The sequence below is a fragment of the Streptococcus sp. 27098_8_70 genome, from assembly GCF_041432215.1.
GTDB lineage: Bacteria > Bacillota > Bacilli > Lactobacillales > Streptococcaceae > Streptococcus > Streptococcus oralis_CP.
In genome coordinates this window covers 381,135-407,685 of the sequence record NZ_JAPVZD010000001.1, presented here as the reverse complement: position 1 = coordinate 407,685, position 26,551 = coordinate 381,135, and the positions used below count along the sequence as shown (strand labels likewise).

Here is a 26,551-nt window from a genome sequence, read left to right as displayed (position 1 = left end):
AGGAAAAGGGAATGATACAAGCTCAAGGTTTATTGGTAGATGATGAAAGCAGATGTGTTCATTATCATAGTGAAAAGGATATTGTTTCACTCCAATGTTATGAATGCAAAAAATACTACGCATGCTATCAGTGTCACAATACTATGGAGACACATGTTTTTTCTCCCTATCCCTTGGCGCTTTTTGAGGATCGACCAATCTTATGTGGGGGTTGTAAGAGGACAATGACTTTCCAAGAATACCAAAAACAGATGGCTTGTCCTTACTGCAGTGCACCATTTAATCCAGGTTGTAAACAACACTATTCCTACTATTTTAAATAAAATGAATCGATCCAAGTTCTTAACTTGGATTTTTCAGTTTGTTTCAGAAAATAGAGTAAAATCAAGAAAAATTCGCAATCTAAAATGGAAAAACTTTCTATAGAATGGGGTAAAAACAGCAAAAATAGAAATAAATCATATGAAACGCTTTCAATGTTAGTAAAAAGTTGACAAAAACAAATTTTAGGACTAAACTAAGGAAGTAAATTTAAATAAAAAGGAGAATTCATCATGAATTTAACATTTTTCGGTCTATGTCTTGCCTGTATGGGTGTATCCCTTGCAGAAGGATTTTTGATGAACGGTTTGTTCAAGTCTGCAGCACGCCAACCAGACATCATCCCACAATTGCGTAGTTTGATGATCATGGGGATTGCCTTTATCGAAGGAACATTCTTTGTAACCTTGGCGATGTCATTTGTCATTAAATAGACAACTCTATTTAGAAATGGAGGTGTCAAACCATGGAAGAAAGTTTGAATCCAACCGTTAATATTGGACCAATATCCTTTGATTTGACCCTGCTTGCCATGTCTCTTGTAACTGTTTTGATGGTTTTTGCCTTTGTCTACTGGGCAAGTCGTAAAATGACCATCCGTCCAAAGGGCAAACAAAATGCTCTTGAGATGATTTACGACTTTGTGATTGGTTTTACCAAACCAAACATTGGAGAATCATACATCAAGGATTATTCCTTATTTCTGTTTTCTCTATTTCTGTTTATCTTGGTTGCCAATAATATCGGCTTAATGGCAAAAGTACAAACAACAAACGGTTATAACTTGTGGACTTCCCCAACAGCCAACCTTGGATACGATTTATCCCTATCATTCTTGATCACTTTGATCGCCCATGTAGAAGGAGTTCGTCGTAGAGGCGTTAAAGAATATTTGAGAGCATTTGTTACACCTGGCTTTATGACTCCGATGAACATTTTAGAAGAGTTCACCAATTTTGCTTCCTTGGCGATTCGGATCTACGGAAATATTTTTGCCGGTGAGGTCTTAGCTGGATTGCTATTAGCCTTGTCACAAAATGCTTTGTATTGGTATCCTTTTGCCTTTATCGCAAACATGTTATGGACAGCCTTTTCGATTTTCATTTCATGTATTCAAGCCTATGTCTTTACCATGTTGTCATCGATGTACATTGGTAAGAAGATAAATGCTGGGGAAGAGTAAGTAGAGGAGGATTAGAAGATGGATTTAACTATTAGTACCATTATTGGTGACTTTATTCTTATCGCTGGTTCCTTCCTTTTATTAATTTTTTTAGTGAAAAAATATGCCTGGGGAAATCTTACCAATATTTTAGATGAACGTGCTGAAAAAATTTCTTCAGATATTGACGGAGCAGAAGCTGCCCGTAAGAAGGCCGAAGAACTCGCTAGCAAACGTGAAGCTGAGTTGGCAGGTAGCCGTTCGGAAGCTAAGACAATTATCGAGAATGCAAAGGAAACAGCTGAGAAAAGTAGAGCTGACATCTTGGCTGAGGCGAAACTGGAAGCAGGACGCTTGAAAGAAAAAGCTAACCAAGAAATTGCTCAAAATAAAGCGGAAGCTTTACAAAGCGTTAAGGGTGAGGTAGCAGATTTGACGATTAGTCTCGCTGGTAAAATCATCTCACAAAACCTTGACGGACAAGCCCATAAAGAACTCATTGATCAGTACATCGATCAGCTAGGAGAAGCTTAATGGACAAAAAGACAGTAAAGGTAATTGAAAAATACAGCATGCCTTTTGTCCAATTGGTGATTGAAAAGGGAGAAGAAGACCGTATCTTTTCTGACTTAGCTCAAATCAAGCAAGTCGCAGAAGAAACAGACTTGCCTTCTTTTTTAGGTCAAGTGGCAGTAGGTGAGTCGGATAAGGAAAAAACCGTTCGTTTCTTCCAAGACTCAGTGTCACCATTAATGCAAAACTTTTTTCAGGTGCTGCTATACAATCACAGAGCAAATTTATTTTATGAAGTAATTGTAGATTGTTTGAGTCGACTTGAAAAAGAAACGAATCGATTTGAAGTAACGATTGCCTCCGCTCATCCATTAACAGATGACCAGAAGGCGCGATTGCTTCCTTTGATTGAGAAAAAAATGTCTCTGAAAGTTCGGACTATCAAAGAACAAATCGATGAAAGTCTCATTGGTGGTTTTGTCATTTTTGCCAATCACAAGACAATTGATGTGAGTATTAAACAGCAACTTCGTGTTGTTAAAGAAAATTTGAAATAGAAAGTGGTGTTCTTTTGGCAATTAACGCACAAGAAATCAGCGCTTTAATTAAGCAACAAATTGAAAATTTCAAACCCATTTTTGATGTGACTGAAACTGGTGTTGTAACCTATATCGGGGACGGTATTGCGCGTGCCCACGGCCTTGAAAATGCCATGAGTGGAGAGCTCTTGATTTTTGAAAACGGCTCTTATGGTATGGCGCAAAACTTGGAATCAACAGACGTTGGGATCATCATTCTCGGTGACTTCACGGATATCCGTGAAGGAGACACTATCCGTCGCACGGGTAAAATCATGGAAGTTCCTGTCGGTGATAACTTGATTGGACGTGTTGTGGATCCACTTGGTCGTCCCGTTGATGGTCTCGGAGAAATCCATACTGACAAGACTCGTCCAGTAGAAGCACCAGCTCCTGGTGTTATGGAGCGTAAGTCTGTATCAGAACCATTGCAAACAGGTTTGAAAGCTATTGACGCCCTTGTACCGATTGGTCGTGGTCAGCGTGAGCTGATCATTGGTGACCGTCAGACAGGGAAAACAACCATTGCAATCGATACCATCTTGAACCAAAAAGGGCAAGATATGATATGTATCTATGTAGCGATTGGACAAAAAGAATCAACAGTTCGTACACAAGTAGAAACACTTCGTCAGTACGGTGCCTTGGATTACACAATCGTTGTGACAGCCTCAGCTTCACAACCTTCTCCATTACTCTTCCTTGCTCCATATGCAGGGGTCGCTATGGCAGAAGAATTCATGTACCAAGGCAAGCATGTTTTGATCGTTTATGATGACCTATCTAAACAAGCGGTAGCTTATCGTGAACTTTCTCTCTTGCTCCGTCGTCCACCAGGTCGTGAGGCCTTCCCAGGGGATGTCTTCTACCTTCACAGCCGTTTGCTTGAGCGCTCAGCCAAAGTTTCTGACGAGCTTGGTGGTGGATCAATCACAGCCCTACCATTTATTGAGACGCAAGCAGGAGATATCTCTGCCTATATCGCAACCAACGTGATTTCTATCACTGACGGACAAATCTTCCTTGGAGATGGACTCTTTAACGCAGGTATTCGCCCAGCTATTGATGCGGGTTCATCTGTATCTCGTGTAGGTGGTTCTGCTCAGATTAAAGCCATGAAGAAGGTTGCTGGTACTCTTCGTATCGACCTTGCTTCATACCGTGAGTTAGAAGCCTTCACTAAGTTCGGTTCGGACTTGGATGCGGCTACTCAAGCTAAGTTGAATCGTGGTCGTCGTACGGTAGAAGTATTGAAACAACCTGTTCACAAGCCTTTGCCTGTTGAGAAACAAGTGACGATCCTGTATGCTTTGACACACGGATTCTTGGATACAGTTCCTGTAAATGACATTGTTCGTTTTGAGGAAGAGTTCCATGCCTTCTTTGATGCACAACATCCAGAGATTTTGGAAACCATTCGTGAAACAAAAGACTTGCCAGAAGAAGCAGTCTTGGATGCTGCGATTACAGAGTTTCTCAATCAATCCAGCTTCCAATAAGAATAGAGGTGTCAGATGGCAGTATCTCTAAATGATATTAAAACAAAAATCGCCTCAACAAAAAATACTAGTCAAATCACTAATGCCATGCAAATGGTATCGGCTGCCAAGTTAGGTCGCTCTGAAGAAGCAGCACGCAATTTTCAAGTTTATGCTCAGAAGGTTCGTAAGCTTTTGACGGATATTCTACATGGTAACGGATCTGGTGGCTCTACCAATCCGATGCTCATTAGTCGCCCAGTTAAGAAAACAGGCTATATCGTTATTACTTCAGACCGTGGCTTGGTTGGAGGTTATAATGCTTCCATCCTTAAAGCTGTGATGGAGCTGAAAGAAGAATATCATCCAAATGGTGATGACTTTGAAGTTATCTGTATTGGTGGTATGGGGGCTGATTTCTTTAAGGCTCGTGGCATTCAACCAATCTATGAATTGCGGGGCTTGGCCGACCAACCAAGTTTTGATGAAGTTCGTAAAATTATTTCAAAAACGATTGAGATGTACCAAAATGAACTCTTTGATGAACTTTATGTTTGCTATAATCACCACGTCAATACGCTTACCAGCCAAATGCGTGTGGAGCAAATGCTTCCGATTGTTGACCTCGATCCAAATGAAGCAGATGAGGAGTATAGCTTGACATTTGAGTTGGAAACAAGTCGAGAAGAAATTTTGGAGCAATTGTTGCCTCAGTATGCTGAAAGTATGATTTACGGGGCTATTATCGATGCCAAGACAGCTGAAAATGCCGCTGGTATGACAGCCATGCAAACGGCGACTGATAATGCCAAGAAAGTTATCAATGATTTGACAATCCAGTATAACCGTGCCAGACAGGCGGCGATTACACAAGAAATTACAGAAATCGTAGCGGGGGCTAGTGCCTTAGAATAAGGCTTTAGTCCAGCTCGTATGAAAATGAACTTATACTCAATGAAAATCAAAGAGCAAACTAGGAAGCTAGCTGTAGACTGTACTTGAGTACGGTAAGGCGACGCTGACGTGGTTTGAATTTGATTTTCGAAGAGTATTAGGACCTAGTTGAGCTAGGAACCGACAGTATCTTATATAGAATAGGAGAAGGAGATGAGTTCAGGTAAAATTGCTCAGGTTATTGGACCCGTTGTAGACGTCTTGTTTGCAGCAGGGGAAACACTTCCTGAGATTAACAATGCACTTGTCGTCTACAAGAATGACGAAAGAAAAACAAAAATCGTCCTTGAAGTAGCCTTGGAGTTGGGAGATGGTATGGTCCGTACGATCGCCATGGAATCAACAGATGGTTTGACTCGTGGAATGGAAGTTTTGGACACAGGCCGTCCAATCTCTGTTCCAGTAGGTAAAGAAACTTTGGGACGTGTCTTCAATGTTTTGGGAGATACCATTGACTTGGATGCTCCTTTTGCTGAAGACGCTGAGCGTCAGCCAATTCATAAAAAAGCTCCGACTTTTGATGAGTTGTCTACCTCTTCTGAAATTCTTGAAACTGGGATTAAGGTTATCGACCTTCTTGCCCCATACCTTAAAGGGGGGAAAGTCGGACTCTTCGGTGGTGCCGGAGTTGGTAAAACCGTATTGATCCAAGAATTGATTCACAATATTGCCCAAGAACACGGTGGGATTTCCGTATTTACTGGTGTTGGGGAACGTACCCGTGAGGGGAACGACCTCTACTGGGAAATGAAAGAATCAGGCGTTATCGAGAAAACAGCCATGGTATTTGGTCAGATGAATGAACCACCAGGAGCACGTATGCGTGTTGCCCTTACTGGTTTGACCATCGCCGAATACTTCCGTGATGTAGAAGGCCAAGATGTGCTTCTCTTTATCGACAATATTTTCCGTTTCACTCAGGCTGGTTCAGAAGTATCTGCCCTTTTGGGTCGGATGCCTTCAGCCGTTGGTTACCAACCAACACTTGCAACGGAGATGGGTCAATTGCAAGAGCGTATCACGTCAACTAAGAAGGGTTCTGTAACCTCAATCCAGGCTATCTATGTGCCAGCGGATGACTACACTGACCCTGCGCCAGCAACAGCTTTCGCTCACTTGGATTCAACTACAAACTTGGAACGTAAGTTGGTACAGTTGGGTATCTACCCAGCCGTTGATCCGTTGGCTTCAAGCTCTCGTGCCTTGGCACCTGAGATTGTTGGTGAGGAGCACTACGCAGTAGCTGCTGAGGTTAAACGTGTCCTTCAACGTTACCATGAATTGCAAGATATCATTGCTATCCTTGGTATGGATGAACTTTCTGATGAAGAAAAGACCTTGGTTGCACGTGCCCGTCGTATCCAGTTCTTCTTGTCTCAAAACTTTAACGTTGCAGAACAATTTACTGGTCAACCTGGTTCTTATGTGCCAGTAGCGGAAACAGTTCGTGGCTTTAAGGAAATCCTTGAAGGAAAACATGACCAGTTACCAGAAGATGCCTTCCGTGGTGTCGGTTCAATCGAAGACGTCATTGCTAAGGCAGAGAAAATGGGATTTTAAGAGGTGATCTATGGCTCATTTAACTGTCCAGATCGTGACACCAGATGGCCTCGTCTATGATCACCATGCCAGCTTTGTATCGGTACGAACTCTGGATGGTGAGATGGGGATCTTGCCACGACATGAAAATATGATTGCGGTTTTAGCGGTTGATGAAGTGAAGGTAAAACGTATCGATGATGATACTCATGTGAACTGGATTGCAGTGAACGGAGGAATTATCGAGATTGCCAATGACATCATTACTATTGTAGCAGACTCAGCAGAACGTGCTCGTGATATCGATATCAGTCGTGCTGAACGTGCAAAACTTCGCGCTGAACGAGAAATCGAAGAAGCCCATGACAAGCATTTGATTGACCAAGAGCGTCGTGCAAAAATCGCATTGCAACGTGCTATCAACCGTATCAATGTCGGAAATAGACTATAAAAAAATGAACTTGAAACTCAAGTTCATTTTTTTTAATGTGGGAAGTTGATGCAGACTGCTTCAGGGACATGAAAGTCGTTAGAAAGTTCTGCAAGACGACCACTTTTAGGATTGCGTTTAAAGACGGTTGCGTTATCAGAATCTTGATGAACAGCAATGAGAAACTCTTGATCAGGAGTTAGGTCGAAATCACGTGGATTTTTACCATGACTTGGTACAATCTCTAATAATTCCAAGCTACCATCAGCGAGGATTGTATAGACTGCAATGGAATCATGACCTCGGTTAGATGCATAGAGGTATTTGCCATCTTTTGAAAGACGAATGGCAGCAGTAGCATTGAAGCCTTCGTATCCATCTGGTAAGGTTGAAATGACTTGCATGCGTTCAAATTCACCGACCCCATCATAAATCAAGACCTCGATAGTGCTATTAAGTTCGCAGATGAGATAGGCAATCTTATAGTGGTGGTGGAAAACGATGTGGCGAGCACCTGCTCCAGCTTGGCCGTGATAAGTGTGGAGCTTACTTAGTTTTCCTTCTGGACTAACATCGTAGGTCGTTACTTCATCTGTACCTAGATCACAGGTGACGAGATACTGGTCAGGTGTTAGATCTGTAAAGTGTACATGTGGAGAAGTTTGGTTTTCATGAGGGCCTTGTCCTCTATGCTGATCTAGATCCGTTTGGATGAGGCTACCATCCGTTTGGCGCTTATAAACTAGAACTTGGCCTTTGTGGTAGTTAGCTCCGTATACGAGACCACGTTTTTCATCCACTGCCACATAGCAATGGGGAGCGCCTTCTTCAACCACATGATTTAGCAAAGCGCCATCTGTCTTGTATGCAGCGATTCCACCTAAGCCATCCTGGCTTCCTACGGTGTATATGTGTTGCTGTTGGTCAAAGGCAAGGTAGGTCGGACTTGGTTCAGCAGCAAAGAGTTCAAGATCTGCAAGCTGGCCTGTTTCTGTATCAAAATCTGCCTTGTAAATCCCTTTAGATAAGCGACGAGTGTAAGTTCCAAAATAAACAGTTTCTTTCATGTCCATACCTCTTAATAATGATAAGTTCATTATACCACAAAATGGCAGTCATGAAGCATCAGATTCATCCATGTAAGCACTTTAAAAAAGAGTTATTTTAGTCTAAAAATGGTATAATGAGAGAATGACAGAAAGGATGTATTTATGGAACATAAAGAGAAACATTTTAGCCTATCTTGGTTTTTTAAGTGGTTTTTAGATAATAAAGCCATCACTGTATTTTTAGTAACCTTGTTACTGGGGCTAAACATTTTTATTCTAAGTAAGATTAGTTTTATCTTTTTACCGGTATTGGACTTTTTAGGGGTTGTCATGTTGCCAGTTATTTTATCTGGTTTACTTTATTACCTCCTCAATCCGATTGTGGACTGGATGGAGAAGCACAAGATCAATCGTGTTCTTGCCATTAGTATTGTTTTTGTCATTATCGGACTCTTTATCATTTGGGGATTGGCAGTCGCAATTCCTAATCTGCAACGTCAAGTCTTAAATTTTGCGAAGAATGTGCCGACATACCTGGAAGATGCTGATAAGGTGATCAATGACCTTGTAACCAAACGCTTGCCAGATGATTTTAGACCACAGTTGGAGCAGGTTCTTTCCAATGTTTCTAGTGAGGCGACCATGTGGGCCAGCAAAATCTCTTCTCAAGCTGTTAACTGGGTTAGCGCCTTTATCAGTAGCGTTTCCCAGGTCATTGTTGCGGTTATTATCGTACCCTTCATGCTCTTTTATCTTTTGAGAGATGGGAAAGGTCTACGAGACTATTTGACTAAGTTTATCCCAAACAAGTTAAAAGAACCTGTCGGACAAGTTTTGTCAGATGTTAATAAACAGTTGTCAAACTATGTTAGAGGGCAGGTTACAGTTGCTATTATCGTGGCAATTATGTTTATTATCTTCTTTAAGATTATTGGTCTCAGATATGCTGTGACTCTGGGGATCACGGCTGGTATCCTCAATCTAGTACCTTACCTGGGTAGTTTTCTTGCCATGTTGCCTGCTTTGGTTTTGGGCTTGATAGCAGGACCTGTGATGCTTTTGAAAGTGATTATTGTCTTTATTGTTGAACAAACGATTGAAGGTCGCTTCGTTTCTCCGCTTATTTTAGGTAGTCAGCTAAACATCCATCCAATCAATGTCCTATTTGTTCTCCTAACTTCAGGTTCTATGTTTGGTATTTGGGGAGTCTTGCTGGGAATTCCTGTCTATGCTTCTGCCAAGGTCGTTATCTCAGCTATCTTTAACTGGTATAAAAAAGTCAGCGGTTTGTATGAAGAAGAAGGGGAGGAAATCAAGAGTGAACAATAGTCAACACATGCTCCAGGCTTTGGATGAACAGGATTTAATCAAAGCGGATCAGTATTTTCACAAAGCCCTCGAAACAGATTCAAGTGAAGTTCTTTACGAACTAGCAAGCTATCTAGAGGGAATTGGCTTTTATCCTCAAGCAAAAGAAATTTACCAAAAAATCGTTACAGAATTTCCAGAAGTGAATCTGAATTTAGCAAGTATTGCTAGTGAGGATGGCAATGTTGAGGAAGCCTTTGCTCACCTTGAGGAAATCACACCCGAAAGTGACTGGTACGTGTCGGCTTTGGCCTTGAAGGCTGACCTCTATCAGTTGGAAGGATTGACAGATGTAGCGCGTGAAAAGTTACTGGAAGCCCTAAACTACTCAGACGATCCCTTATTAGTTTTTGGTTTGGCTGAGTTGGATAGTGAGTTAGGAAATTATCAGGAAGCTATTCAGGGTTATGCTCAATTAGACAATCGCTCCATCTATGAGCAAACGGGTGTCTCAACCTATCAACGAATTGGCTACGCTTATGCCCAGTTAGGCAAGTTTGAAGCTGCAACTGAATTCTTAGAAAAAGCTTTAGAATTAGAATACGATGACCAAACTGCCTTTGAACTGGCTAGTCTTTACTTTGACCAAGAAGAGTATCAAAAATCTGTTCTTTACTTTAAGCAGATTGATACCATTTCACCTGACTTTGAAGGATATGAATATGGTTATAGTCAAGCTTTGCATAAGGAACATCAGGTGGAAGAGGCCCTTCGTATCGCTAAACAAGGTTTGGAGAAAAATCCATTTGAAACTCGGCTCTTACTGGCTGCTTCTCAGTTTTCGTATGAATTGCATGATCCTAGTAGTGCAGAGCAATTTCTCCTTACTGCCAAAGAAGATGCAGAGGATACAGAAGAAATTTTCCTTCGCCTTGCAACCATTTATATGGAACAAGAGCGGTACGAAGATATCATTGCTCTCCAAAGTCAAGAACCTGAAAACCTCCTGACCAAGTGGATGATTGCCCGTTCTTATCAGGAAATTGAGGATTTAGATAAGGCCTATGAGCTCTATCAGGAACTATCGCTTGATCTCAAGGATAATCCTGAATTTCTGGAGCAGTATACTTATCTCCTACGTGAATTGGGGTATTTTGAAGAAGCCAAAGTGCAAGCTGAAGCTTATTTAAAACTCGTTCCAGATGATGTTCAGATGCAAGAACTATTAGAGACACTTTAAGGATTTCTATTTTTTGTAAAATTTTATTAACAGAAACGAATGACTTTAAATGAATGATTTGAAAGACCTCAGAGGTCTTTTCTTTTTTACTAATATAATATAAATGTTAGAATTTCTTATAGCCAATTTAGATGAAGTTTTGAACGATGAAAGCCTGCTACACCCTATAAAATAAGAGTTTAAAGGTATGATTTGAACATCGAACTACTATGAAATACTTGACAAATTTATATAAGAATATATAATAATAAATAAGGGAATCTATCCCCAAAAATAAAGGAGGCAAATGTTGTGAAAAAGATTAATAAAAAACTTTCTCATGCATTCATGGCGCTATTGTTAGTAGCTTCAGTATTTATCCCAGTACTAAGAACTAGCAATGTGGTTAAAGCTGCTGAACTACCATCTAGTAGCTATACGCTAACGACAGTACCGACAATTAACAATAATAAGTTAGTTGATGGTGCAGAGTATGGTGAAGGGAAATTTTACCTTCAAACCACTTACAAATTCGACAACTCAACAACGTTGAAGAATGGTGACTTTATGGTTTATAAAGTTCCAAATGAATTCAAAATTGAATCAGATTCAACTACTGAAATCTTTGGTAACGATGGAGTCACTAAGGTTGCTGAGTTAACGACAAATAAGTCTGCAAATACAGCGACTGTAACGGTAAGTAACGAAGATTATTTTGCTAACTTACCTGAAGAGAAACAAATTTCGGCCTTATTTACTGTTGTATGGGCTGATAATGTTGAACTCAATAAATCGTATCCAATCAACATTCCTGGAGCAGGAGTATACAATTTGACTCGTATTGTTCCAGATGAGGATCCAACAGGATTTACTAAATGGGGAGTTCAAGATACGAACGATCCAAATTATATTAATTGGTATATTCGCGTAAACAAATATGCTAATCCTTATGAAGGTGTTTCGATTCAAGATACAATCCCTGAAGGGCAAGTATTAGCTAGTGAGATTACAGGTTACTACTTTACTGAATGGGGTAAGGATGAGCATCATCCTCTTTTGAATCCAAGTCACATTGTTGTTCAAGATTCTAATCGCTTCACTATTACTCCAAATGGTAATGGTGATCTAACAAACCAAGGTTTGTATGTAGTTTATAAGACTCGTATCACAGCTCCAGTTGATAATACAACAAAGAAAGCTTTCAATAACGTTAAAATTACGACTTCGACTGAAAACTTTGATGTAGAAGGTTTTGCGCCATTAACCACAACTGAAGGTATTAGTTCTGGTTCACGTTCTACAGAAGTTTCATTTGAGGTTTCTAAGCAGTTAAAAGGAAAAGACTTAGCTGCTGAAGAATTTAGCTTCCAACTACTTGATCCAAACGGATCAGTTGTTGAAACTGTTAAGAATGATAAAGATGGCAAAGTGAAATTTAAAGCCGTAAAATTCTCTACAGTGGGTACTTATAAGTATCAGATCAAAGAAGTTAATGATCAAAAACCAGGTTTTGCTTACGATGATAAGACTATTAACGCAGAAGTTACTGTAACAGATGTTTATGGTGAGAAGTTTGCAAGTGTTAAATATGACAATAAAGTTTTTGTAAACTCGTATTCTGCTAAATCTGCAACAACTTCAATTACTGCTAAAAAAGTCCTAAATGGTAAACCTCTTGAGGCAGATAAATATGAATTTGAATTGAAAGAAGGCGACAAACTTGTAGCTACAGCTAAGAATACTGCAGATGGAACAGTTGCTTTCCCAGCGATTGAATACACTGCTACAGGAACTCACACATACACGATCACTGAAAAAGCTGGTAATGAAACTGGTGTAACTTATGATAAAAATGCTTATACAGTAACAGTAAAAGTTGCAGACAATGGTCAAGGTCAACTTGTAGCAACAGTTACAGGTAATAATCCAACCATCACAAATACTTATGCTGCTGAGACTCCGGGTTCTTCTGATAACAAACCTAAACAACCAGAAGAAAATAAAGAACTACCAAATACTGGTACATCTGAAATGACTATCTTGCTTACTGTTGTAGGAGTAGTACTTGCATTTGGTTCCATTCTCTTATTCCGTTTCAAAAAAGTTAAATAATCTAGTTGAAAAATTTTGATGCCCTTGCTATGGCATCATCAAAGAGCCACTTGTATGGATAGTAGAAATGATACTATTCTTATAAAGTGGTTCTTTTTTATATCTCTAGAGGTATGAAGTGAATGAGAGTAAATAGAGTTCTATATCATTGAAATCTTTATAGATATTTGATAAAAATATTTTGATTATTGTTCTCTCAGAATTAGAAGTTAAACCTATATTCTCGTCTAGAATCCTTATAATTCTTCGAATTCTGTAAGATGATATTTCGCTCTGATTTCTTAGATAAAGGTGTATAGTTCAATAATTATAGAATTTTTTTACAAAAACCCTTGCTAAATTGTTTATTTATGCTATAATAGGAACAATAATTTTTAGGAGGTGCAGTATGTCTTATATGTTTGAGATATTACCAAGTTTATTGAACGGTGCAAGTATGACTCTTCAAGTCTTTGCTCTGGTCTTGATCTTTTCAATTCCTTTAGGTATTGTCGTTGCCTTTGCTTTACAAGTCCGCTGGAAACCCCTCCATTATCTGATTGACCTTTATATTTGGGTGATGCGAGGGACTCCCTTGCTCTTGCAATTAATCTTTATTTACTATGTTCTCCCTAGCATTGGGATACGTTTAGATCGTTTGCCTGCTGCTGTGATCGCTTTTGTATTGAACTATGCAGCCTACTTTGCTGAAATCTTTCGTGGTGGGATTGAAACCATTCCTAAAGGTCAATATGAGGCTGCTAAGGTTTTGAAGTTTAGTCCTTTTGACACAGTGCGCTATATTATTTTGCCTCAGGTTACAAAGATTGTCTTACCGAGCGTCTTTAATGAAATCATGAGTTTAGTCAAGGATACTTCATTGGTTTATGCCCTTGGGATTTCAGATTTGATTTTGGCAAGTCGGACAGCAGCCAATCGAGATGCTAGTCTTGTTCCTATGTTCTTAGCCGGAGCGATTTATTTGATTATGATTGGTCTTGTAACCATTGTAGCGAAAAAACTTGAGAAGAAGTACAGTTATTACAGATAGGAGGATTGCTATGTTAGAATTACAAAATATCAACAAGGCCTTTGGTGGCAAACAAATCTTAACCAACTTCAGCCTATCTATTCCTGAAAAGCAAATCCTTGCAATCGTAGGTCCATCAGGAGGCGGAAAGACAACCCTATTACGTATGTTAGCTGGATTGGAAACCATCGATTCGGGGGAAATCTACTATAACGGCGAATCGCTAGCTATAGACGAACTAGAAAAGCGCAATCTTCTGGGATTTGTTTTCCAAGATTTTCAACTCTTTCCGCATTTGTCAGTTCTAGATAACTTAACTCTGTCGCCCATAAAAACGATGAGCATGGAGAAGGAAGTTGCTGAGAAGAGGGCGCGTGGTTTGTTAGAACAGCTTGGGTTAGCTGGACATGCAGATGCCTTTCCATTCTCACTTTCAGGTGGGCAAAAACAACGGGTGGCCTTAGCACGCGCCATGATGATAAACCCAGAAATTATTGGATATGATGAGCCTACATCAGCCTTAGACCCAGAATTGCGATTAGAAGTAGAAAAACTTATCCTTCAAAATAAAGAGCGTGGGATGACCCAGATTGTTGTGACCCACGATCTTCAGTTTGCGGAAAACATTGCTGATCAGATCCTTAAGGTTGATCCAAAGTAGGACTAGGAGGTGCCTATGAAGAGAAAGAAAATTGCCCTTGTACTTGCTCTGTTCTTTAGCTTCTTCCTGACGGCTTGTACTCAGAAGGCAAGTGATCCAAATCAGGATAATTGGGCCAAATATCAAAAACAGGGAAGCATTACCATTGGCTTTGACAATACCTTTGTTCCCATGGGATTTGAGGAAAAGAATGGCCAGTATGCAGGCTTTGATATTGACCTGGCCCAAGCTGTTTCTGAAAAGCTAGGAATTCAGATTAAATTTCAACCCATCGACTGGGATATGAAAGAAACCGAGCTACAAAATGGTACCATTGATGCCATCTGGAATGGCTATACAGCTACAGATGAACGGAAAGAGAAGGTTGCTTTTACCATTCCTTACATGGAAAATCAACAAGTTTTGGTCTCTAAAAAGTCTCAAAATATCCACTCAATTCAGGATATGACTGACAAAGTTTTAGGGGCCCAGGCAGGATCTTCTGGCTATTTGAATTTTGAAGGACAACCCGAACTACTCAAGAATCAAGTGAAAGATCAGAAGGCCAATCAATACCAAAGTTTCAATGAAGCCTTGATTGATTTGAAAAATGATCGGATTGATGCCCTTGTGATTGACCGGGTATATGCCAATTATTATCTCCAGTCTGAAGGAATATTAAATGACTACAATGTCTTTTCAGCTGGATTTGAAAGTGAAGCATTTGCAGTGGGTGTTAGACCTGCTGATAAAACTTTGCTAGCTGCTCTGAATCAGGCTTTTATATCACTATACCAAGAAGGAAAATTCCAGGAAATCAGCCAGAAATGGTTTGGGGAAGATGTAGCCACCAGTCAAGTTAAAAATCAAGAATAAGAAAAGAGATTGAGTTTTTTCTCAGTCTCTTTTTGCATCGAAAAATCCTCTGGAAAGTACCAGAGGATAAGGGTTTATACTCAATGAAAATCAAAGAGCAAACTAGGAAGTTAGCCGCAGGCTGCTCAAAACACTGTTTTGAGGTTGTAGATAAGATTGACAAAGTCAGGAACATATATCTACGGCAAGGCAACGCTGACGTGGTTTGAAGAGATTTTCGAAGAGTATTATTTCATTGTTGGGAAGAGCAATACGTCACGGATAGTAGTTGTATCAGTGAGGAGCATGCAGAGACGGTCGATACCGATACCCAAACCACCTGTTGGTGGCATACCGTATTCAAGAGCTTCAATGTAGTCGTAATCGATACCTGTTGCTTCATCGTCACCAAGTTCTTTAGCTTTGGCTTGGGCTTCAAAGCGACTAAGTTGGTCGATTGGGTCGTTCAACTCGGTAAAGGCATTACCGTATTCCTTGGTCATAATGAAGAGCTCAAAACGGTCAGTAAAGCGGTTGTCTTCAGGATTTTTCTTAGCGAGTGGAGACACAGCTACTGGATGACCATAGACAAAGGTTGGTTGAATCAAGGTTTCTTCAACGAACTCTTCAAAGAAGGCGTTGATAATGTGACCAACTTCAGTGTAGTGTTTTTCAACTGGAACTTTCTTCTCAGCAGCGATAGCTTTAGCTTCCTCGAAAGTCATGTCTTGCCAGAAGTCTACACCAGTAATTTCCTTGATAGCATCTACCATGTGAACACGTTTAAATGGTTCGTTGATCTTAATTTCAGTACCTTGATAGTTAACTGGACCATCACCTTTAACTGATTTAGCAGCGTGTTGGATAATACCTTCCGTCAAGTCCATGATATCTTGGAAGTCTGCATAAGCTTGGTAAACTTCGATAGAAGTGAATTCAGGGTTGTGAGTAGCGTCCATTCCTTCGTTACGGAAGATACGGCCAATTTCATAGACACGTTCCATACCACCAACGATAAGACGTTTTAAGTGAAGCTCGGTCGCGATACGAAGCACCATGTCAATGTTCTGTGCATTGTGGTGAGTGATAAATGGACGAGCAGCAGCACCACCGGCTTCATTATGAAGAACAGGTGTTTCCACTTCAAGGAAACCTTTTTGATCTAGATAACGACGGATTTCAGAGATGATTTTTGAACGAGTGACAAAGCGCTCAAAGCTTTCACGGTTAGAAATCAAGTCAAGGTAACGTTTACGATAAATTGTTTCAACGTCTGTCAAACCGTGGAATTTCTCAGGAAGTGGGCGAAGTGCTTTAGACAAGTGAGTGATATGAGTTGCCTTGATAGAGAGTTCACCCATATCCGTACGCATGACTTCACCTTCGACACCGAGGAAGTCACCGAGGTCAGCCTTTTTGAAGATTTCGTAGTTTTCTTCACCGACTTCATCTTTACGAACGTAGATTTGGATTTGACCTTCACGGTCTTGGAGATGGGCAAAGCCAACTTTCCCTTTACCACGTTTAGTTACTAAGCGTCCAGCGATAGTAGCAGTTTCATTTAGTTCATGTAATTGTTCTTTATCAAGTTCTGCAAATTTGTCTTTTAGTTCTTGAGAGTTAGCAGTACGTTCAAAACGTTTTCCGAAGGGATCAATTCCTTGTTCACGGAGCGCAGCCATTTTTTCACGGCGAACGATCTGCTGGTCATTTAGTTCTTCCATATGTTCTGTAGACATGGGTTCCTCCTAATTTTACTCAAAATTTAATACGATGAGTCATTTTTTGCGATACTCCCATTTTATCATAAATAGCAGAGAAATTCACGGATATTCTTTGAAAATTAAAAAGAACTTGACTATTAAGATCAAGTTCCATTATTTTCTTTGATAGGAAGTGTCATTCCATCTTTCTAGAGTGAAGGTTTCAAAATCATCGGTCTCTAAAACTGTCAGACTAGCATTGGCCAAGCCTCCTTCTTTGCGGAGGTGAGCCTCTTTATAGCCTATAAGTGTACGAAGGCTAGCAGTGAGATTGGCCCCATGCCCGACAATCAGAATGTTTTCAGCCGGACTTTCTTTCAGAGATTTGATAAACTGAATGGTTCGCTGAGTCGTAGAGTAGAGGGACTCAGCTTCAAACATCTTCGTATCAAACTGAGCCAGATTAGAGCGAAAGGCCTTGATTTGTTGTGGGTAGATGGCATTGAGCGTAGCAATTTTTAATCCCTCTAGTTTGCCAAGTTGCCATTCACGTAGGTCAGGAATGCTTTTTAAAGGACAAGGAGCCTGGAGTTGACTTTGGATTATTTCAGCAGACTTAACTGCTCTGGGTAAATCACTAGAATAAATCGTATCAAAATGAATTTCATTGAGATACTGCCCAAGTTGTTTTAGGATGTCAATGGACTCTGAAAGAAGGGGAGAGTCGCCACTAGCACCTTGAAAACGTCCTTCAAGATTCCAGACAGTCCGACCATGACGGACAAAATAGAGTTTCATCAGTTGTTTTCCTCCAAGATATCAGCAAAGTCCGCTTTTACAAAGCTGGCTAAGTCTTGAGGTCGGATGATGATACTATGCCCGACTTCTCCAGCAGAGACAATCATTTTGTCTAAATCCAAAGCAGTCTGATCAATAAAAATAGGATAATTGTGTTTTTGGCGAATGCCGACGGGGTTATTAGCCCCATGAATATAGCCTGTCGTTTTTTCCAGATCTTTTTGAGGAATCATGCTCACTTTTTTATTACCAGAAACCTTTGCTAGTTTTTTCTCAGCGAGGTGTTCTGTTATGGGAACGATTCCGATGATTGGGCCTGTTTTGTCCCCTAATAGAGCCAAGGTTTTAAAGATGTGAGTTCGATCATATTCTGAAGGAAGTTCACCCTCAAGCGCATTGATCTGAATACCAGTATGGTCAATACCCGCCTTGGTCAAGATTTGTTCGACCAAGGTTTTTTTTATCTTAACTTTCTTTGCCATTATTTATACTTATCCTCCAATTGACTCATCCAGATACCAAGCCAAATTCCAAGCGCAAAGAAGAAGGCGATGAGAACATAACTCACGATAGATAGTCCAGTGTATTGGATACTTTCAGCATTTCCAGCATTTGGAATCAAAATTAAGAGGGTGCTTGATAGCACAATCCCAATGATGAAGTGATAAACACGGGAGTGGTAGTTGTTTAAGGCATGGTCCATTAATTTTGAAAAGATAATAAGAGTTGCTCCTGCACCAATTCCGATAGGAAGGAAAGTACCGAATAAATCAAAGGTCTTAAAACCAGTTAACATAGGAGCGTACAATCCTAAAATCAAGAGTAGATTTGACGGACTTAAACCAGGCACCAAGACACCAAGTGCTAAAAGAGCACCCGCTAAGATGAAACTAGCGAAACTAGCACTGAGAGAACCTACAACAAAATTTAGCGCGTAGAGCCCTAGTCCTGAAAGGATAAAGGTAGTCCAGAACCAGACTAGGTCAATCTTATCGCGATCAGATTCTCGAGTAGATTCTTTAAGGAGGCTAGGAACTGTACCGATGATAGCTCCAGCAAAACTCCATAAAACATAGACTTGGTAATTTTCTAGCAGATACTCAATTGGATAAGAAAACAAACCAATGCCTAGCAACATCCCGATTGCTACTGGGATAAAGTATAGGACATTCTCTTTAAAATCCTTAAAGGGATGAGCCAGAAAGCTAATCATTCGCTCGTAAATTCCCAAAATAGCTGCTAAAACACCACCAGAAATTCCAGGTAGGATAAATCCTAAGGCGATGACGATTCCTTTAATAACTCTTGCAATCCATGAAAACATCATAAAATCCTCAATTTCATAAAATTCTTCTCTATTCTAACAATTATAACACAGACGGCAAAAAAATGAAAAAACAAGTGAAAAAGTTACGATTTTCACTTGTTTTATGGTCTTAAAAATAGTTTTCTGAAGGTTTCTTCTTTTTCCTTCAAGGTAGAAATCAGGTTAATATCTAAATGATGTTCAAATCCAGCAATTCTTCCTTTTGAAGTATACTGATGGAGGTCATAGTCTAAATCAGTATTAGGCGTGGTTTCAAAGTAACCTGAATCCGTTCCATAAGATGGAATCCAGACAGCAGAGAACTTATCTGTATTGATACTATGCTCTTGCATGAAATAAACACCGATGTAAATTCCGATATTTTTGGCGCCAAGGGCTTCCAGTTTAGCACGAAAGGCTTCAACCCCTTCATTCATATCAGACATTGTTTTTTCTTCCACGTCTAACCAATAGTAACTAGGGTTGTAAGGAGAAGCAGCATTGTAGAAAACTTCAGCGGCTTTTTCCATTTCTTCCTTGCTGGGGCTAGCTAGATAGGCATAGACTCCAACTGGGACATTACGCTTTTGAAATTCTGTAATATGACTTTTATAGGCTTTATCAATACCATTGGCATAAGCGGCATCATTTTTTTCAGTATGTTGAGCCCCATTGTGGACGCGAACAATAACACCTGAAATATTTTGAGACAAGGTATCGTAGTTGATTTCCTCAGGTCTTTGCCAACCAGAGACATCAATAATAGGTTTGTCAAGATTATGCAAGGCCTGATTTTCAACCTGGACAGCATTTGGTTTTGACTTGACGGGATGGTCTTCATAAGTTGGTCTATTGAGGATCAAAATAGCTATAAATATAGTAAATAAAGTAAAAATAATAGCTGGATGAATCTTTTTTCTCATATCTATTTAGTTTAACGTAAATAGATAAAAAAATCAAAGAAAACATCGGAAAAAGTGAATATATGGGCGTCTTTTCCCTATTTCTCTGTTTGTTTACTCCTAAGAAACTAAATTATGGTATAATATAAGGGAATTTCTAGAGAAAAGAGAAGATTATGTCAAATTATGCCATTATTCTAGCAGCGGGTAAAGGTACTCGCATGAAATCAGATCTTCCAAAGGTACTTCATAAAGTAGCTGGAATTTCGATGTTGGAACATGTTTTTCGTAGTGTTGGTGCTATTCAACCTGAAAAAACAGTTACTGTAGTTGGTCACAAGGCAGAGCTAGTTGAGCAAGTATTAGCCGGTCAGACAGACTTTGTTACCCAATCAGAACAACTAGGAACTGGGCATGCTGTCATGATGGCAGAGCCTATTCTCCAAAATCGTACAGGCCACACATTGGTTATCGCTGGAGATACTCCTCTGATTACAGGTGAAAGCTTGAAAAACCTCTTGGATTTCCATATTAATCACAAAAATGTGGCGACGATCTTGACAGCTGAAGCAGCTGATCCTTTTGGATATGGTCGTATCGTCCGCAATGATAATGCTGAAGTTCTTCGCATTGTGGAGCAGAAAGATGCCACAGACTTTGAAAAGCAAATTAAGGAAATCAATACAGGAACTTATGTATTTGACAATGAACGTCTTTTTGAAGCCCTTAAAAACATCAACACCAACAATGCCCAAGGTGAGTATTATATTACTGACGTGATTGGTATTTTCCGTAATGCGGGTGAGAAGGTTGGTGCCTATACTCTCAAGGATTTTGATGAAAGTCTTGGCGTAAATGACCGTGTAGCTCTTGCGACTGCGGAATCAGTGATGCGTCGCCGTATCAATCAAAAGCACATGGTTAATGGTGTTAGCTTTGTCAATCCTGAAGCTACTTACATCGACGTTGATGTTGAGATTGCTCCCGAAGTCCAAATCGAAGCCAACGTTACTTTAAAAGGTCAAACGAAGATTGGTGCGGAGACTATTTTAACAAATGGAACTTATGTAGTGGATAGCACTATCGGAGCAGGAGCTGTGATTACCAACTCTATGATTGAGGAAAGTAGTGTTGCGGACGGTGTGACAGTTGGTCCTTATGCCCATATCCGTCCAGGTTCAAGTCTGGCTGCTCAAGTTCACATTGGAAATTTTGTTGAAGTAAAAGGATCTTCAATCGGTGAAAATACCAAGGCGGGTCATTTGACTTACATAGGAAACTGTGAAGTGGGTAGCAACGTTAATTTCGGTGCAGGAACTATTACAGTCAACTACGATGGCAAAAATAAATACAAAACTGTCATTGGCAATAATGTCTTTGTAGGCTCAAACTCAACTATTATTGCTCCTGTAGAACTTGGGGATAATTCTCTGGTTGGAGCGGGTTCAACCATTACCAAGAATGTTCCTTCTGATGCCATTGCTATCGGCCGTGGACGTCAGGTCAACAAAGATGAATATGCGACTCGCTTACCTCATCATCCCAAGAACCAGTAGGAGTTTGCCATGGAATTTGAAGAAAAAACGATTAGTCGGAAAGAAATCTATCAAGGTCCTATTTTCAAACTAGTACAGGATCAGGTTGAGCTACCAGAAGGAAAGGGTACTGCCCAACGTGATTTGATTTTTCACAATGGAGCTGTTTGTGTACTAGCTGTGACAGCCGAGGACAAAATCGTTCTCGTTAAGCAATACCGAAAGGCTATCGAGGCGGTTTCTTATGAGATTCCTGCTGGTAAACTAGAAATTGGTGAAAATGCTGATCCAATGGCAGCGGCACTTCGTGAATTGGAAGAAGAAGTTGCCTACACGGCTAAGTTAGAACTGTTGTACGATTTCTATTCTGCGATTGGATTTTGTAATGAAAAACTAAAACTCTATCTTGCTAGTGATTTGGTCAAGGTGGAAAATCCTCGTCCACAAGATGATGATGAAACCTTGGAAGTCCTAGAAGTAAGTCTAGAGGAAGCCAAGAACCTGATCCAGTCAGGTCATATCTGTGATGCCAAGACCATTATGGCAATCCAGTACTGGGAACTACAAAAGAAATAGAGGAGCAACCCATGGGAAAACCTTTATTGACAGATGAAATAATTGAACGTGCCAATCGTGGTGAGAAAATCTCAGGACCACTTCTTCAAGATGATGAGGAAACAAAAATTCTGCCAACTGCATCACAACATTTTGGTTACTCACGTTCTAGAGACCACGGTTTTAGTCAAGATACACTTACAATCGAAGTAGAACCAACGATTCATAAGAGCCGTCGTATTGAGAACACTAAAAGAAATGTTTTTAATTCGAAACTCAATCGTATCTTATTTGCAGTCATCCTACTCTTAATTTTGTTAATTTTAGCGATGAAACTCTTGTAATTGAAAGGACTTGAAATGAAAATTGGAATCATTGCTGCCATGCCAGAAGAACTCCTATATTTGACTCAGAATTTGGATAAACCTCAAGAAGTCCAAGTCCTCGGAAATACATACTACACTGGCTCTGTTGGCAATACAGAAGTCGTTCTAGTTCAGAGTGGGATTGGGAAGGTCATGTCGGCTATGAGTGTAGCTATTCTAGCTGACTATTTTCAGGTAGAAGCTATCATCAATACAGGATCAGCAGGTGCTCTTGCTGAAGGGATTGCTGTTGGTGATGTCGTGATTGCAGATAGACTAGCTTACCATGATGTGGATGTGACTGCTTTTGGTTATGCTTATGGCCAAATGGCGCAACAACCGCTTTATTTTGAATCAGACAAAACCTTTGTAGCCAAAATCCAAGAGAGTCTATCTCTGTTGGACCAAAACTGGCACCTAGGCTTGATTGCTACAGGAGATAGCTTTATAGCTGGGGATGATAAGATTGCTAGTATCAAGTCCCACTTTCCAGATGTTTTAGCAGTTGAAATGGAAGGGGCAGCCATTGCTCAAGCGGCTCAGGCTCTTAGCCTACCTTTCCTAGTCATTCGTGCTATGAGTGACAATGCCAATCACGAAGCCTCTATCTCTTTTGATGAGTTTATTATCGAAGCTGGACGTCGTTCTGCCCAAGTCTTACTAGCCTTTTTAAAGGCCTTAGATTAAGCGGAAATTTGACAGTTTATCTAGCTTATGATAAGATTTAAATAAAGAAAAGCTAGAAAACGTTTCAGAGGATATTATGAGTATTGAAATGACCGTCAGTGAGATTGCAGAGGTCTTAGGACTATCTCGTCAAGCAATCAACAATCGTGTCAAAGAACTTCCAGAAGAGGACACGAAAAAAAATGACAAAGGTGTAACTGTAGTTACTCGAAGTGGCTTGATCAAGCTAGAAGAAATCTATAAAAAAACAATTTTTGAAGATGAGCCTGTCAGTGATGATGTCAAACAACGTGAACTGATGGAAATCTTGGTTGATGAGAAAAATGCTGAAATTCTTCGTTTGTACGAGCAGCTCAAGGCAAAAGACCGCCAGTTATCAGAAAAAGATGAACAGATGCGTATCAAGGACCGCCAGATTGCTGAAAAGGACAAACAGTTGGACCAACAGCAACAGTTGACTCTTCAAGCGATGAAAGATCAAGAAACCTTGAAACTCGAGTTGGACCAAGCAAAAGAAGAAGTCCAAGCAACCAAAAAAGGCTTTTTTGCTCGCCTTTTTGGAGGAAAATAAAGAAGCTGTTTGGGTTACTCACTAACCTAATGGCTTCTTTTATTATTTATAGTTTAGTTTGGGTAGTAATTGAGGTAAATAATGGAAAAATTAAGAGATTATATCGCCTTTGATTTGGAATTCAATCAACACGAGGGAGTTACCCATTTAATTCAAGTATCAGCAGTCCGCTTTCAAGATGGACAAGAAAGTGCTGCTTTTGATTCTTATGTTTATACTACAGCACCATTGAAGAGTTTTATCAATGGTTTGACTGGAATCACAGCTGAAACCTTGAAAGATGCGCCAAAAGTAGAACAAGTTTTAAAGGACTTTCAAGCATTCGTTGGCGACATACCTATCGTTGGTTACAATGCAGCTAAGAGTGATTTGCCTATTCTCTTGGATCATGGTATTGATTATCGTGACCAGTATAAGGTTGATCTATATGAGGAGGCTTTTGAACGCCGTAGTTCTGATCTACACGGCATAGCCAATCTTAAATTGCAAACTGTAGCGAATTTTTTAGGCTTTCACGGGAAGTCTCATAACAGTTTAGAGGATGCCCGCATGACGGCGCGTGTTTACGAAGCTTTTTTGGAATCAGATGAAGGAAAGCTATTAATAGAAGACCAGAGTAGTTTTTCGATGAATCCTTTCGGTGGCTTAGATTTATCCCAATTTTTAGACTAGGAGTGCTTATGAAACCTGAAAAACCTAAAAAGCTAGGTTTTAGGAAGATATACTATAACCTAGATAAGATTTTATTTCTATTTTTCTTGATATTTATGATGGTTGAGTTTGTCTGGCTACCATTAAATTCATGGATTGCTGGCATCCTTCTGAGACAAACCGGCTATTTGTTTATCTCCTACAATAACTTTTGGGCGATTATACAAGGCTCGCCTTTTATCAGTTTAGCCTTTCTCATCTTAATTGCAATCAATCTCCTGGTTGCCTATTTCCAGATTTGTCTTTTGTTTATCGGGGCTCGTCACCTTCTCTATCATGAAAAGAGAACCTTAATTGAGTACAGTAGAAAAGTATTTCACCAGAGCTTTTTATTTGTTAAGCGATTGAGCTTTTGTAAGATGGCCTTTGTCTTTTTTTACATTGCTATGCTTTTCCCGTTCATCCGTAAGATTTTAAAAATCTATTACCTCAACAAAATTATTATCCCTGATTTTATTGTGAATTATTGGGAAGGTAAGCATTGGCTGGTAGGTCTGATGATCATAGCATCCGCTTGGATCTTACTCTATATTTCAGTCCGATTTATGTTTGCCCTGCCTAAGATTCTCTTTGAAAGAAAGACCGTAAGAGAAAGTGTGAAATATAGTCTCCAAAAGACGAAAAAAAACGTTCTTTTCTTCTCTTGGCATCTTTTACTCATTATCATTAAAACCTATCTTTTCTTCTTTGGTCTGTTAATTCCCTTGCTTTTTGCGCAAGCAGTGATGGATAATCTAACTCAAAAAGAATCCTTGATTCTCGGAGTGATTAATTTTGTCTTGATTAAAAATTTCCATTACATGACCCTGACTTATTTCCTAGTGAAGTTTGTTTCCTTCCTGACAGGAGAAGAGCTAGAGATTATGCCAAGGCGAAAGAAAGATCATCTGATGAGATGGGGTGTCATGGGGTGTGCAAGTATCATTTTTGCCATAGAAGGCTACGTTTATCTGGAATCTCCGGATACCAATACACCTTTAGTGATTTCGCACAGAGGAGTAAGTAATAAAAACGGTGTTCAAAATACTGTGCAGTCTTTAGAAAAAACAGCTCAACTAAAACCAGATCTGATCGAAATGGATGTGCAGGAAACGAAAGACGGTCAGTTCGTGATGATGCACGATGCTAACCTCAAAAATTTAACAGGTATTAATGCTACACCGCAAGATTTGACTCTGGATGAATTAACAAATACAGATATTTACGAGAATGGTTATCAAACAAAGATTTCAAGCTTTGATGCCTATTTAGAGCGTGCAAATGCTTTAAACCAAAAATTGCTGATTGAGATTAAAACCAGTAAAAAAGATAGTCCGCAAATGATGGACCATTTCCTTGAAAAGTATGGGGCGACTATCAAGAAAAATGGACATCAGATGCAATCACTAGACTACCATGTGATTGATAAAGTGTTGACTTATGATTCTGAAATTCCAGTTTACTTTATTCTTCCCTATAACAGTATCTTCCCAAGAACCAAGGCAACGGGTTACACTATGGAGTACTCGACTTTGGATGAATACTTTGTCAATAAACTCTGGACAACTGATCAGAGACTCTATGTTTGGACCGTAAATGGTTCGGAGGCATTTGATAAAGCCGTTCGCCTCGGCGCAGATGGCATGATTACTGATGATCTTGAAATGGTCCAGTCACAAGTCACAATGACTCAAGACGATCCGGAATATACGGAATTACTCTTAAAGAAAGCAATGGAATTCTTTGATTTCTAAGAAAAAAAAAGAGAAACAGATGTTTCTCTTTTTTTGTGGATTAGAAAGGCAATTTTCCAGCGAAAACTCCTAGTTTCTTCTTAGTCGTTTCATCAATTTGTTCAAGAGCAGCATTAATTGCTTGCGCAGTCATATCTGAAAGTGTTTCGAGATCTTCTGGATCTACAACTGCTGGGTTGAAGTCAATGCTGACAACTTTTTTGTCTCCAGTCAAAGTTGCTTGGACAAGGTCCTGAGCTGATTTTCCAACAAACTCCATGGCAGCGAGTTCTGCTTGGCTTTGTTCCATTTGTTTTTGAAGTTTTTGTGCTTGGCGCATCATGTTTTGCATGTTCATCATGGCGGTTTACAGTTTCCTTTTTTCTATTTATTTCTTTTTTATTTTATCAATTTTAGGTTCAAAAGTCTATTAATTGTTTAATTCATGAGATATATGAACTTTTATAATGAGTCTCTCAAAAAACTTTTAAGAAATTTACTATGTACACCTAGTATTCTTTGCTAAACAAATAATTTCA

At 39.7% G+C, this 26,551-nt stretch carries 29 protein-coding genes; 22 read left to right on the top strand and 7 right to left on the bottom strand.

Annotated features, from left to right (window positions below; all coding sequences use genetic code 11):
* Nucleotides 1–11: 11 nt before the first annotated feature.
* The 9 genes from O3655_RS01960 to O3655_RS01920 all read left to right on the top strand — a co-directional run bounded on the left by O3655_RS01960 (nucleotide 12) and on the right by O3655_RS01920 (nucleotide 6,996).
* A complete protein-coding gene (locus tag O3655_RS01960) occupies nucleotides 12–323 on the top strand; it encodes a CHY zinc finger protein (RefSeq protein WP_008279616.1) in 312 nt (103 codons plus the stop codon).
* Between the two features lie 231 nt (nucleotides 324–554).
* On the top strand, nucleotides 555–755 hold the full coding sequence (locus tag O3655_RS01955) for a F0F1 ATP synthase subunit C (RefSeq protein ID WP_001054551.1): 201 nt from the start codon (nucleotides 555–557) through the stop codon (nucleotides 753–755).
* Between the two features lie 32 nt (nucleotides 756–787).
* Nucleotides 788–1,504: a F0F1 ATP synthase subunit A gene (gene atpB / locus O3655_RS01950; RefSeq protein ID WP_000392937.1), complete on the top strand. Its 717-nt coding sequence runs from the start codon at nucleotides 788–790 to the stop codon at nucleotides 1,502–1,504.
* A gap of 18 nt (nucleotides 1,505–1,522) precedes the next feature.
* On the top strand, nucleotides 1,523–2,017 hold the full coding sequence (gene atpF, locus O3655_RS01945) for a F0F1 ATP synthase subunit B (RefSeq protein ID WP_000366311.1): 495 nt from the start codon (nucleotides 1,523–1,525) through the stop codon (nucleotides 2,015–2,017).
* A complete protein-coding gene (locus O3655_RS01940) occupies nucleotides 2,017–2,553 on the top strand; it encodes a F0F1 ATP synthase subunit delta (RefSeq protein WP_000359021.1) in 537 nt (178 codons plus the stop codon). The genes atpF and O3655_RS01940 overlap by 1 nt, the downstream gene beginning before the upstream one ends.
* A gap of 14 nt (nucleotides 2,554–2,567) precedes the next feature.
* Nucleotides 2,568–4,073, top strand: coding sequence for a F0F1 ATP synthase subunit alpha (atpA, locus tag O3655_RS01935; RefSeq protein WP_000996615.1), 1,506 nt, complete (start codon nucleotides 2,568–2,570; stop codon nucleotides 4,071–4,073).
* Nucleotides 4,074–4,088: 15 nt separating this feature from the next.
* Complete coding sequence (locus tag O3655_RS01930) at nucleotides 4,089–4,967, top strand: F0F1 ATP synthase subunit gamma (RefSeq protein ID WP_000301235.1); 879 nt, start codon at nucleotides 4,089–4,091, stop codon at nucleotides 4,965–4,967.
* 192 nt (nucleotides 4,968–5,159) lie between these two features.
* A complete protein-coding gene (gene atpD, locus O3655_RS01925) occupies nucleotides 5,160–6,566 on the top strand; it encodes a F0F1 ATP synthase subunit beta (protein ID WP_000094372.1) in 1,407 nt (468 codons plus the stop codon).
* A 10-nt stretch (nucleotides 6,567–6,576) separates the two neighbouring features.
* Nucleotides 6,577–6,996 carry a F0F1 ATP synthase subunit epsilon gene (locus tag O3655_RS01920; protein ID WP_000940836.1) on the top strand — a complete coding sequence of 140 codons (420 nt, stop codon included), beginning with the start codon at nucleotides 6,577–6,579 and terminating at the stop codon, nucleotides 6,994–6,996.
* Nucleotides 6,997–7,028: 32 nt separating this feature from the next.
* Here O3655_RS01920 and O3655_RS01915 read toward each other — a convergent pair whose 3' ends face one another.
* Nucleotides 7,029–8,042, bottom strand: coding sequence for a lactonase family protein (locus tag O3655_RS01915; protein ID WP_000665595.1), 1,014 nt, complete (start codon nucleotides 8,040–8,042; stop codon nucleotides 7,029–7,031).
* Between the two features lie 144 nt (nucleotides 8,043–8,186).
* Between O3655_RS01915 and O3655_RS01910 the strand changes: the two genes are divergently transcribed.
* The 6 genes from O3655_RS01910 (at nucleotide 8,187) to O3655_RS01885 (ending at nucleotide 15,188) form a co-directional block, all read left to right on the top strand.
* Complete coding sequence (locus O3655_RS01910; protein WP_000400294.1) at nucleotides 8,187–9,353, top strand: AI-2E family transporter; 1,167 nt, start codon at nucleotides 8,187–8,189, stop codon at nucleotides 9,351–9,353.
* Nucleotides 9,343–10,572: a tetratricopeptide repeat protein gene (locus tag O3655_RS01905; protein WP_044020860.1), complete on the top strand. Its 1,230-nt coding sequence runs from the start codon at nucleotides 9,343–9,345 to the stop codon at nucleotides 10,570–10,572. The genes O3655_RS01910 and O3655_RS01905 overlap by 11 nt, the downstream gene beginning before the upstream one ends.
* 291 nt (nucleotides 10,573–10,863) lie before the next feature.
* Nucleotides 10,864–12,663 carry a Spy0128 family protein gene (locus O3655_RS01900; protein WP_308697095.1) on the top strand — a complete coding sequence of 600 codons (1,800 nt, stop codon included), beginning with the start codon at nucleotides 10,864–10,866 and terminating at the stop codon, nucleotides 12,661–12,663.
* A gap of 388 nt (nucleotides 12,664–13,051) precedes the next feature.
* Nucleotides 13,052–13,693: an amino acid ABC transporter permease gene (locus O3655_RS01895; protein WP_000121156.1), complete on the top strand. Its 642-nt coding sequence runs from the start codon at nucleotides 13,052–13,054 to the stop codon at nucleotides 13,691–13,693.
* Between the two features lie 10 nt (nucleotides 13,694–13,703).
* Complete coding sequence (locus O3655_RS01890; protein ID WP_049501498.1) at nucleotides 13,704–14,333, top strand: amino acid ABC transporter ATP-binding protein; 630 nt, start codon at nucleotides 13,704–13,706, stop codon at nucleotides 14,331–14,333.
* Between the two features lie 15 nt (nucleotides 14,334–14,348).
* Nucleotides 14,349–15,188 (top strand): amino acid ABC transporter substrate-binding protein, encoded by an 840-nt coding sequence (locus O3655_RS01885; protein WP_000823413.1) that lies wholly within the window; start codon nucleotides 14,349–14,351, stop codon nucleotides 15,186–15,188.
* A 227-nt stretch (nucleotides 15,189–15,415) separates the two neighbouring features.
* Here the strand turns inward: O3655_RS01885 and lysS are convergent, their stop codons facing one another.
* From lysS to O3655_RS01860, 5 genes are all read right to left on the bottom strand, one after another.
* Complete coding sequence (gene lysS, locus O3655_RS01880; protein WP_000102443.1) at nucleotides 15,416–16,906, bottom strand: lysine--tRNA ligase; 1,491 nt, start codon at nucleotides 16,904–16,906, stop codon at nucleotides 15,416–15,418.
* A 138-nt stretch (nucleotides 16,907–17,044) separates the two neighbouring features.
* Nucleotides 17,045–17,668 (bottom strand): histidine phosphatase family protein, encoded by a 624-nt coding sequence (locus tag O3655_RS01875; protein WP_049479414.1) that lies wholly within the window; start codon nucleotides 17,666–17,668, stop codon nucleotides 17,045–17,047.
* Complete coding sequence (locus tag O3655_RS01870) at nucleotides 17,668–18,150, bottom strand: aminoacyl-tRNA deacylase (RefSeq protein WP_049479415.1); 483 nt, start codon at nucleotides 18,148–18,150, stop codon at nucleotides 17,668–17,670. Before O3655_RS01870 ends, O3655_RS01875 begins: the two co-directional genes overlap by 1 nt.
* Nucleotides 18,150–18,992: a DUF368 domain-containing protein gene (locus tag O3655_RS01865; protein WP_049505956.1), complete on the bottom strand. Its 843-nt coding sequence runs from the start codon at nucleotides 18,990–18,992 to the stop codon at nucleotides 18,150–18,152. The genes O3655_RS01870 and O3655_RS01865 overlap by 1 nt, the downstream gene beginning before the upstream one ends.
* A 104-nt stretch (nucleotides 18,993–19,096) precedes the next feature.
* Nucleotides 19,097–19,897 (bottom strand): glycoside hydrolase family 25 protein, encoded by an 801-nt coding sequence (locus tag O3655_RS01860; protein ID WP_308697096.1) that lies wholly within the window; start codon nucleotides 19,895–19,897, stop codon nucleotides 19,097–19,099.
* A gap of 155 nt (nucleotides 19,898–20,052) precedes the next feature.
* On the opposite strand from O3655_RS01860, the gene glmU reads away from it, so the two are divergent.
* From glmU to O3655_RS01825, 7 genes are all read left to right on the top strand, one after another.
* Nucleotides 20,053–21,432: a bifunctional UDP-N-acetylglucosamine diphosphorylase/glucosamine-1-phosphate N-acetyltransferase GlmU gene (gene glmU / locus O3655_RS01855; protein ID WP_049479416.1), complete on the top strand. Its 1,380-nt coding sequence runs from the start codon at nucleotides 20,053–20,055 to the stop codon at nucleotides 21,430–21,432.
* Between the two features lie 9 nt (nucleotides 21,433–21,441).
* On the top strand, nucleotides 21,442–21,987 hold the full coding sequence (locus O3655_RS01850; RefSeq protein ID WP_049479417.1) for an NUDIX hydrolase: 546 nt from the start codon (nucleotides 21,442–21,444) through the stop codon (nucleotides 21,985–21,987).
* A gap of 11 nt (nucleotides 21,988–21,998) precedes the next feature.
* Nucleotides 21,999–22,310 carry a cell wall synthase accessory phosphoprotein MacP gene (gene macP / locus O3655_RS01845; protein ID WP_049479418.1) on the top strand — a complete coding sequence of 104 codons (312 nt, stop codon included), beginning with the start codon at nucleotides 21,999–22,001 and terminating at the stop codon, nucleotides 22,308–22,310.
* Between the two features lie 15 nt (nucleotides 22,311–22,325).
* A complete protein-coding gene (locus tag O3655_RS01840) occupies nucleotides 22,326–23,018 on the top strand; it encodes a 5'-methylthioadenosine/adenosylhomocysteine nucleosidase (protein WP_049479427.1) in 693 nt (230 codons plus the stop codon).
* Nucleotides 23,019–23,094: 76 nt separating this feature from the next.
* On the top strand, nucleotides 23,095–23,589 hold the full coding sequence (gene rocS, locus O3655_RS01835) for a chromosome segregation protein RocS (protein ID WP_000021252.1): 495 nt from the start codon (nucleotides 23,095–23,097) through the stop codon (nucleotides 23,587–23,589).
* Between the two features lie 81 nt (nucleotides 23,590–23,670).
* Nucleotides 23,671–24,261 (top strand): 3'-5' exonuclease, encoded by a 591-nt coding sequence (locus O3655_RS01830; protein WP_049479419.1) that lies wholly within the window; start codon nucleotides 23,671–23,673, stop codon nucleotides 24,259–24,261.
* An 8-nt stretch (nucleotides 24,262–24,269) separates the two neighbouring features.
* On the top strand, nucleotides 24,270–26,033 hold the full coding sequence (locus O3655_RS01825; RefSeq protein ID WP_049520800.1) for a glycerophosphoryl diester phosphodiesterase membrane domain-containing protein: 1,764 nt from the start codon (nucleotides 24,270–24,272) through the stop codon (nucleotides 26,031–26,033).
* A gap of 40 nt (nucleotides 26,034–26,073) precedes the next feature.
* Here O3655_RS01825 and O3655_RS01820 read toward each other — a convergent pair whose 3' ends face one another.
* Complete coding sequence (locus O3655_RS01820; RefSeq protein ID WP_049520801.1) at nucleotides 26,074–26,373, bottom strand: YbaB/EbfC family nucleoid-associated protein; 300 nt, start codon at nucleotides 26,371–26,373, stop codon at nucleotides 26,074–26,076.
* Nucleotides 26,374–26,551: the final 178 nt, after the last annotated feature.

What these genes read in the sequence shown, in the direction of transcription:
- O3655_RS01960 (WP_008279616.1), top strand. Translation starts at nt 12, where the DNA reads ATGATACAAGCTCAAGGTTTATTGGTAGATGATGAAAGCAGATGTGTT.
- O3655_RS01955 (WP_001054551.1), top strand. Translation starts at nt 555, where the DNA reads ATGAATTTAACATTTTTCGGTCTATGTCTTGCCTGTATGGGTGTATCC.
- atpB (WP_000392937.1), top strand. Translation starts at nt 788, where the DNA reads ATGGAAGAAAGTTTGAATCCAACCGTTAATATTGGACCAATATCCTTT.
- atpF (WP_000366311.1), top strand. Translation starts at nt 1,523, where the DNA reads ATGGATTTAACTATTAGTACCATTATTGGTGACTTTATTCTTATCGCT.
- O3655_RS01940 (WP_000359021.1), top strand. Translation starts at nt 2,017, where the DNA reads ATGGACAAAAAGACAGTAAAGGTAATTGAAAAATACAGCATGCCTTTT.
- O3655_RS01930 (WP_000301235.1), top strand. Translation starts at nt 4,089, where the DNA reads ATGGCAGTATCTCTAAATGATATTAAAACAAAAATCGCCTCAACAAAA.
- atpD (WP_000094372.1), top strand. Translation starts at nt 5,160, where the DNA reads ATGAGTTCAGGTAAAATTGCTCAGGTTATTGGACCCGTTGTAGACGTC.
- O3655_RS01920 (WP_000940836.1), top strand. Translation starts at nt 6,577, where the DNA reads ATGGCTCATTTAACTGTCCAGATCGTGACACCAGATGGCCTCGTCTAT.
- O3655_RS01915 (WP_000665595.1), bottom strand. Translation starts at nt 8,042, where the DNA reads ATGAAAGAAACTGTTTATTTTGGAACTTACACTCGTCGCTTATCTAAA.
- O3655_RS01910 (WP_000400294.1), top strand. Translation starts at nt 8,187, where the DNA reads ATGGAACATAAAGAGAAACATTTTAGCCTATCTTGGTTTTTTAAGTGG.
- O3655_RS01895 (WP_000121156.1), top strand. Translation starts at nt 13,052, where the DNA reads ATGTCTTATATGTTTGAGATATTACCAAGTTTATTGAACGGTGCAAGT.
- O3655_RS01890 (WP_049501498.1), top strand. Translation starts at nt 13,704, where the DNA reads ATGTTAGAATTACAAAATATCAACAAGGCCTTTGGTGGCAAACAAATC.
- O3655_RS01885 (WP_000823413.1), top strand. Translation starts at nt 14,349, where the DNA reads ATGAAGAGAAAGAAAATTGCCCTTGTACTTGCTCTGTTCTTTAGCTTC.
- lysS (WP_000102443.1), bottom strand. Translation starts at nt 16,906, where the DNA reads ATGTCTACAGAACATATGGAAGAACTAAATGACCAGCAGATCGTTCGC.
- O3655_RS01875 (WP_049479414.1), bottom strand. Translation starts at nt 17,668, where the DNA reads ATGAAACTCTATTTTGTCCGTCATGGTCGGACTGTCTGGAATCTTGAA.
- O3655_RS01870 (WP_049479415.1), bottom strand. Translation starts at nt 18,150, where the DNA reads ATGGCAAAGAAAGTTAAGATAAAAAAAACCTTGGTCGAACAAATCTTG.
- O3655_RS01865 (WP_049505956.1), bottom strand. Translation starts at nt 18,992, where the DNA reads ATGTTTTCATGGATTGCAAGAGTTATTAAAGGAATCGTCATCGCCTTA.
- O3655_RS01860 (WP_308697096.1), bottom strand. Translation starts at nt 19,897, where the DNA reads ATGAGAAAAAAGATTCATCCAGCTATTATTTTTACTTTATTTACTATA.
- glmU (WP_049479416.1), top strand. Translation starts at nt 20,053, where the DNA reads ATGTCAAATTATGCCATTATTCTAGCAGCGGGTAAAGGTACTCGCATG.
- O3655_RS01850 (WP_049479417.1), top strand. Translation starts at nt 21,442, where the DNA reads ATGGAATTTGAAGAAAAAACGATTAGTCGGAAAGAAATCTATCAAGGT.
- macP (WP_049479418.1), top strand. Translation starts at nt 21,999, where the DNA reads ATGGGAAAACCTTTATTGACAGATGAAATAATTGAACGTGCCAATCGT.
- O3655_RS01840 (WP_049479427.1), top strand. Translation starts at nt 22,326, where the DNA reads ATGAAAATTGGAATCATTGCTGCCATGCCAGAAGAACTCCTATATTTG.
- rocS (WP_000021252.1), top strand. Translation starts at nt 23,095, where the DNA reads ATGAGTATTGAAATGACCGTCAGTGAGATTGCAGAGGTCTTAGGACTA.
- O3655_RS01830 (WP_049479419.1), top strand. Translation starts at nt 23,671, where the DNA reads ATGGAAAAATTAAGAGATTATATCGCCTTTGATTTGGAATTCAATCAA.
- O3655_RS01825 (WP_049520800.1), top strand. Translation starts at nt 24,270, where the DNA reads ATGAAACCTGAAAAACCTAAAAAGCTAGGTTTTAGGAAGATATACTAT.
- O3655_RS01820 (WP_049520801.1), bottom strand. Translation starts at nt 26,373, where the DNA reads ATGATGAACATGCAAAACATGATGCGCCAAGCACAAAAACTTCAAAAA.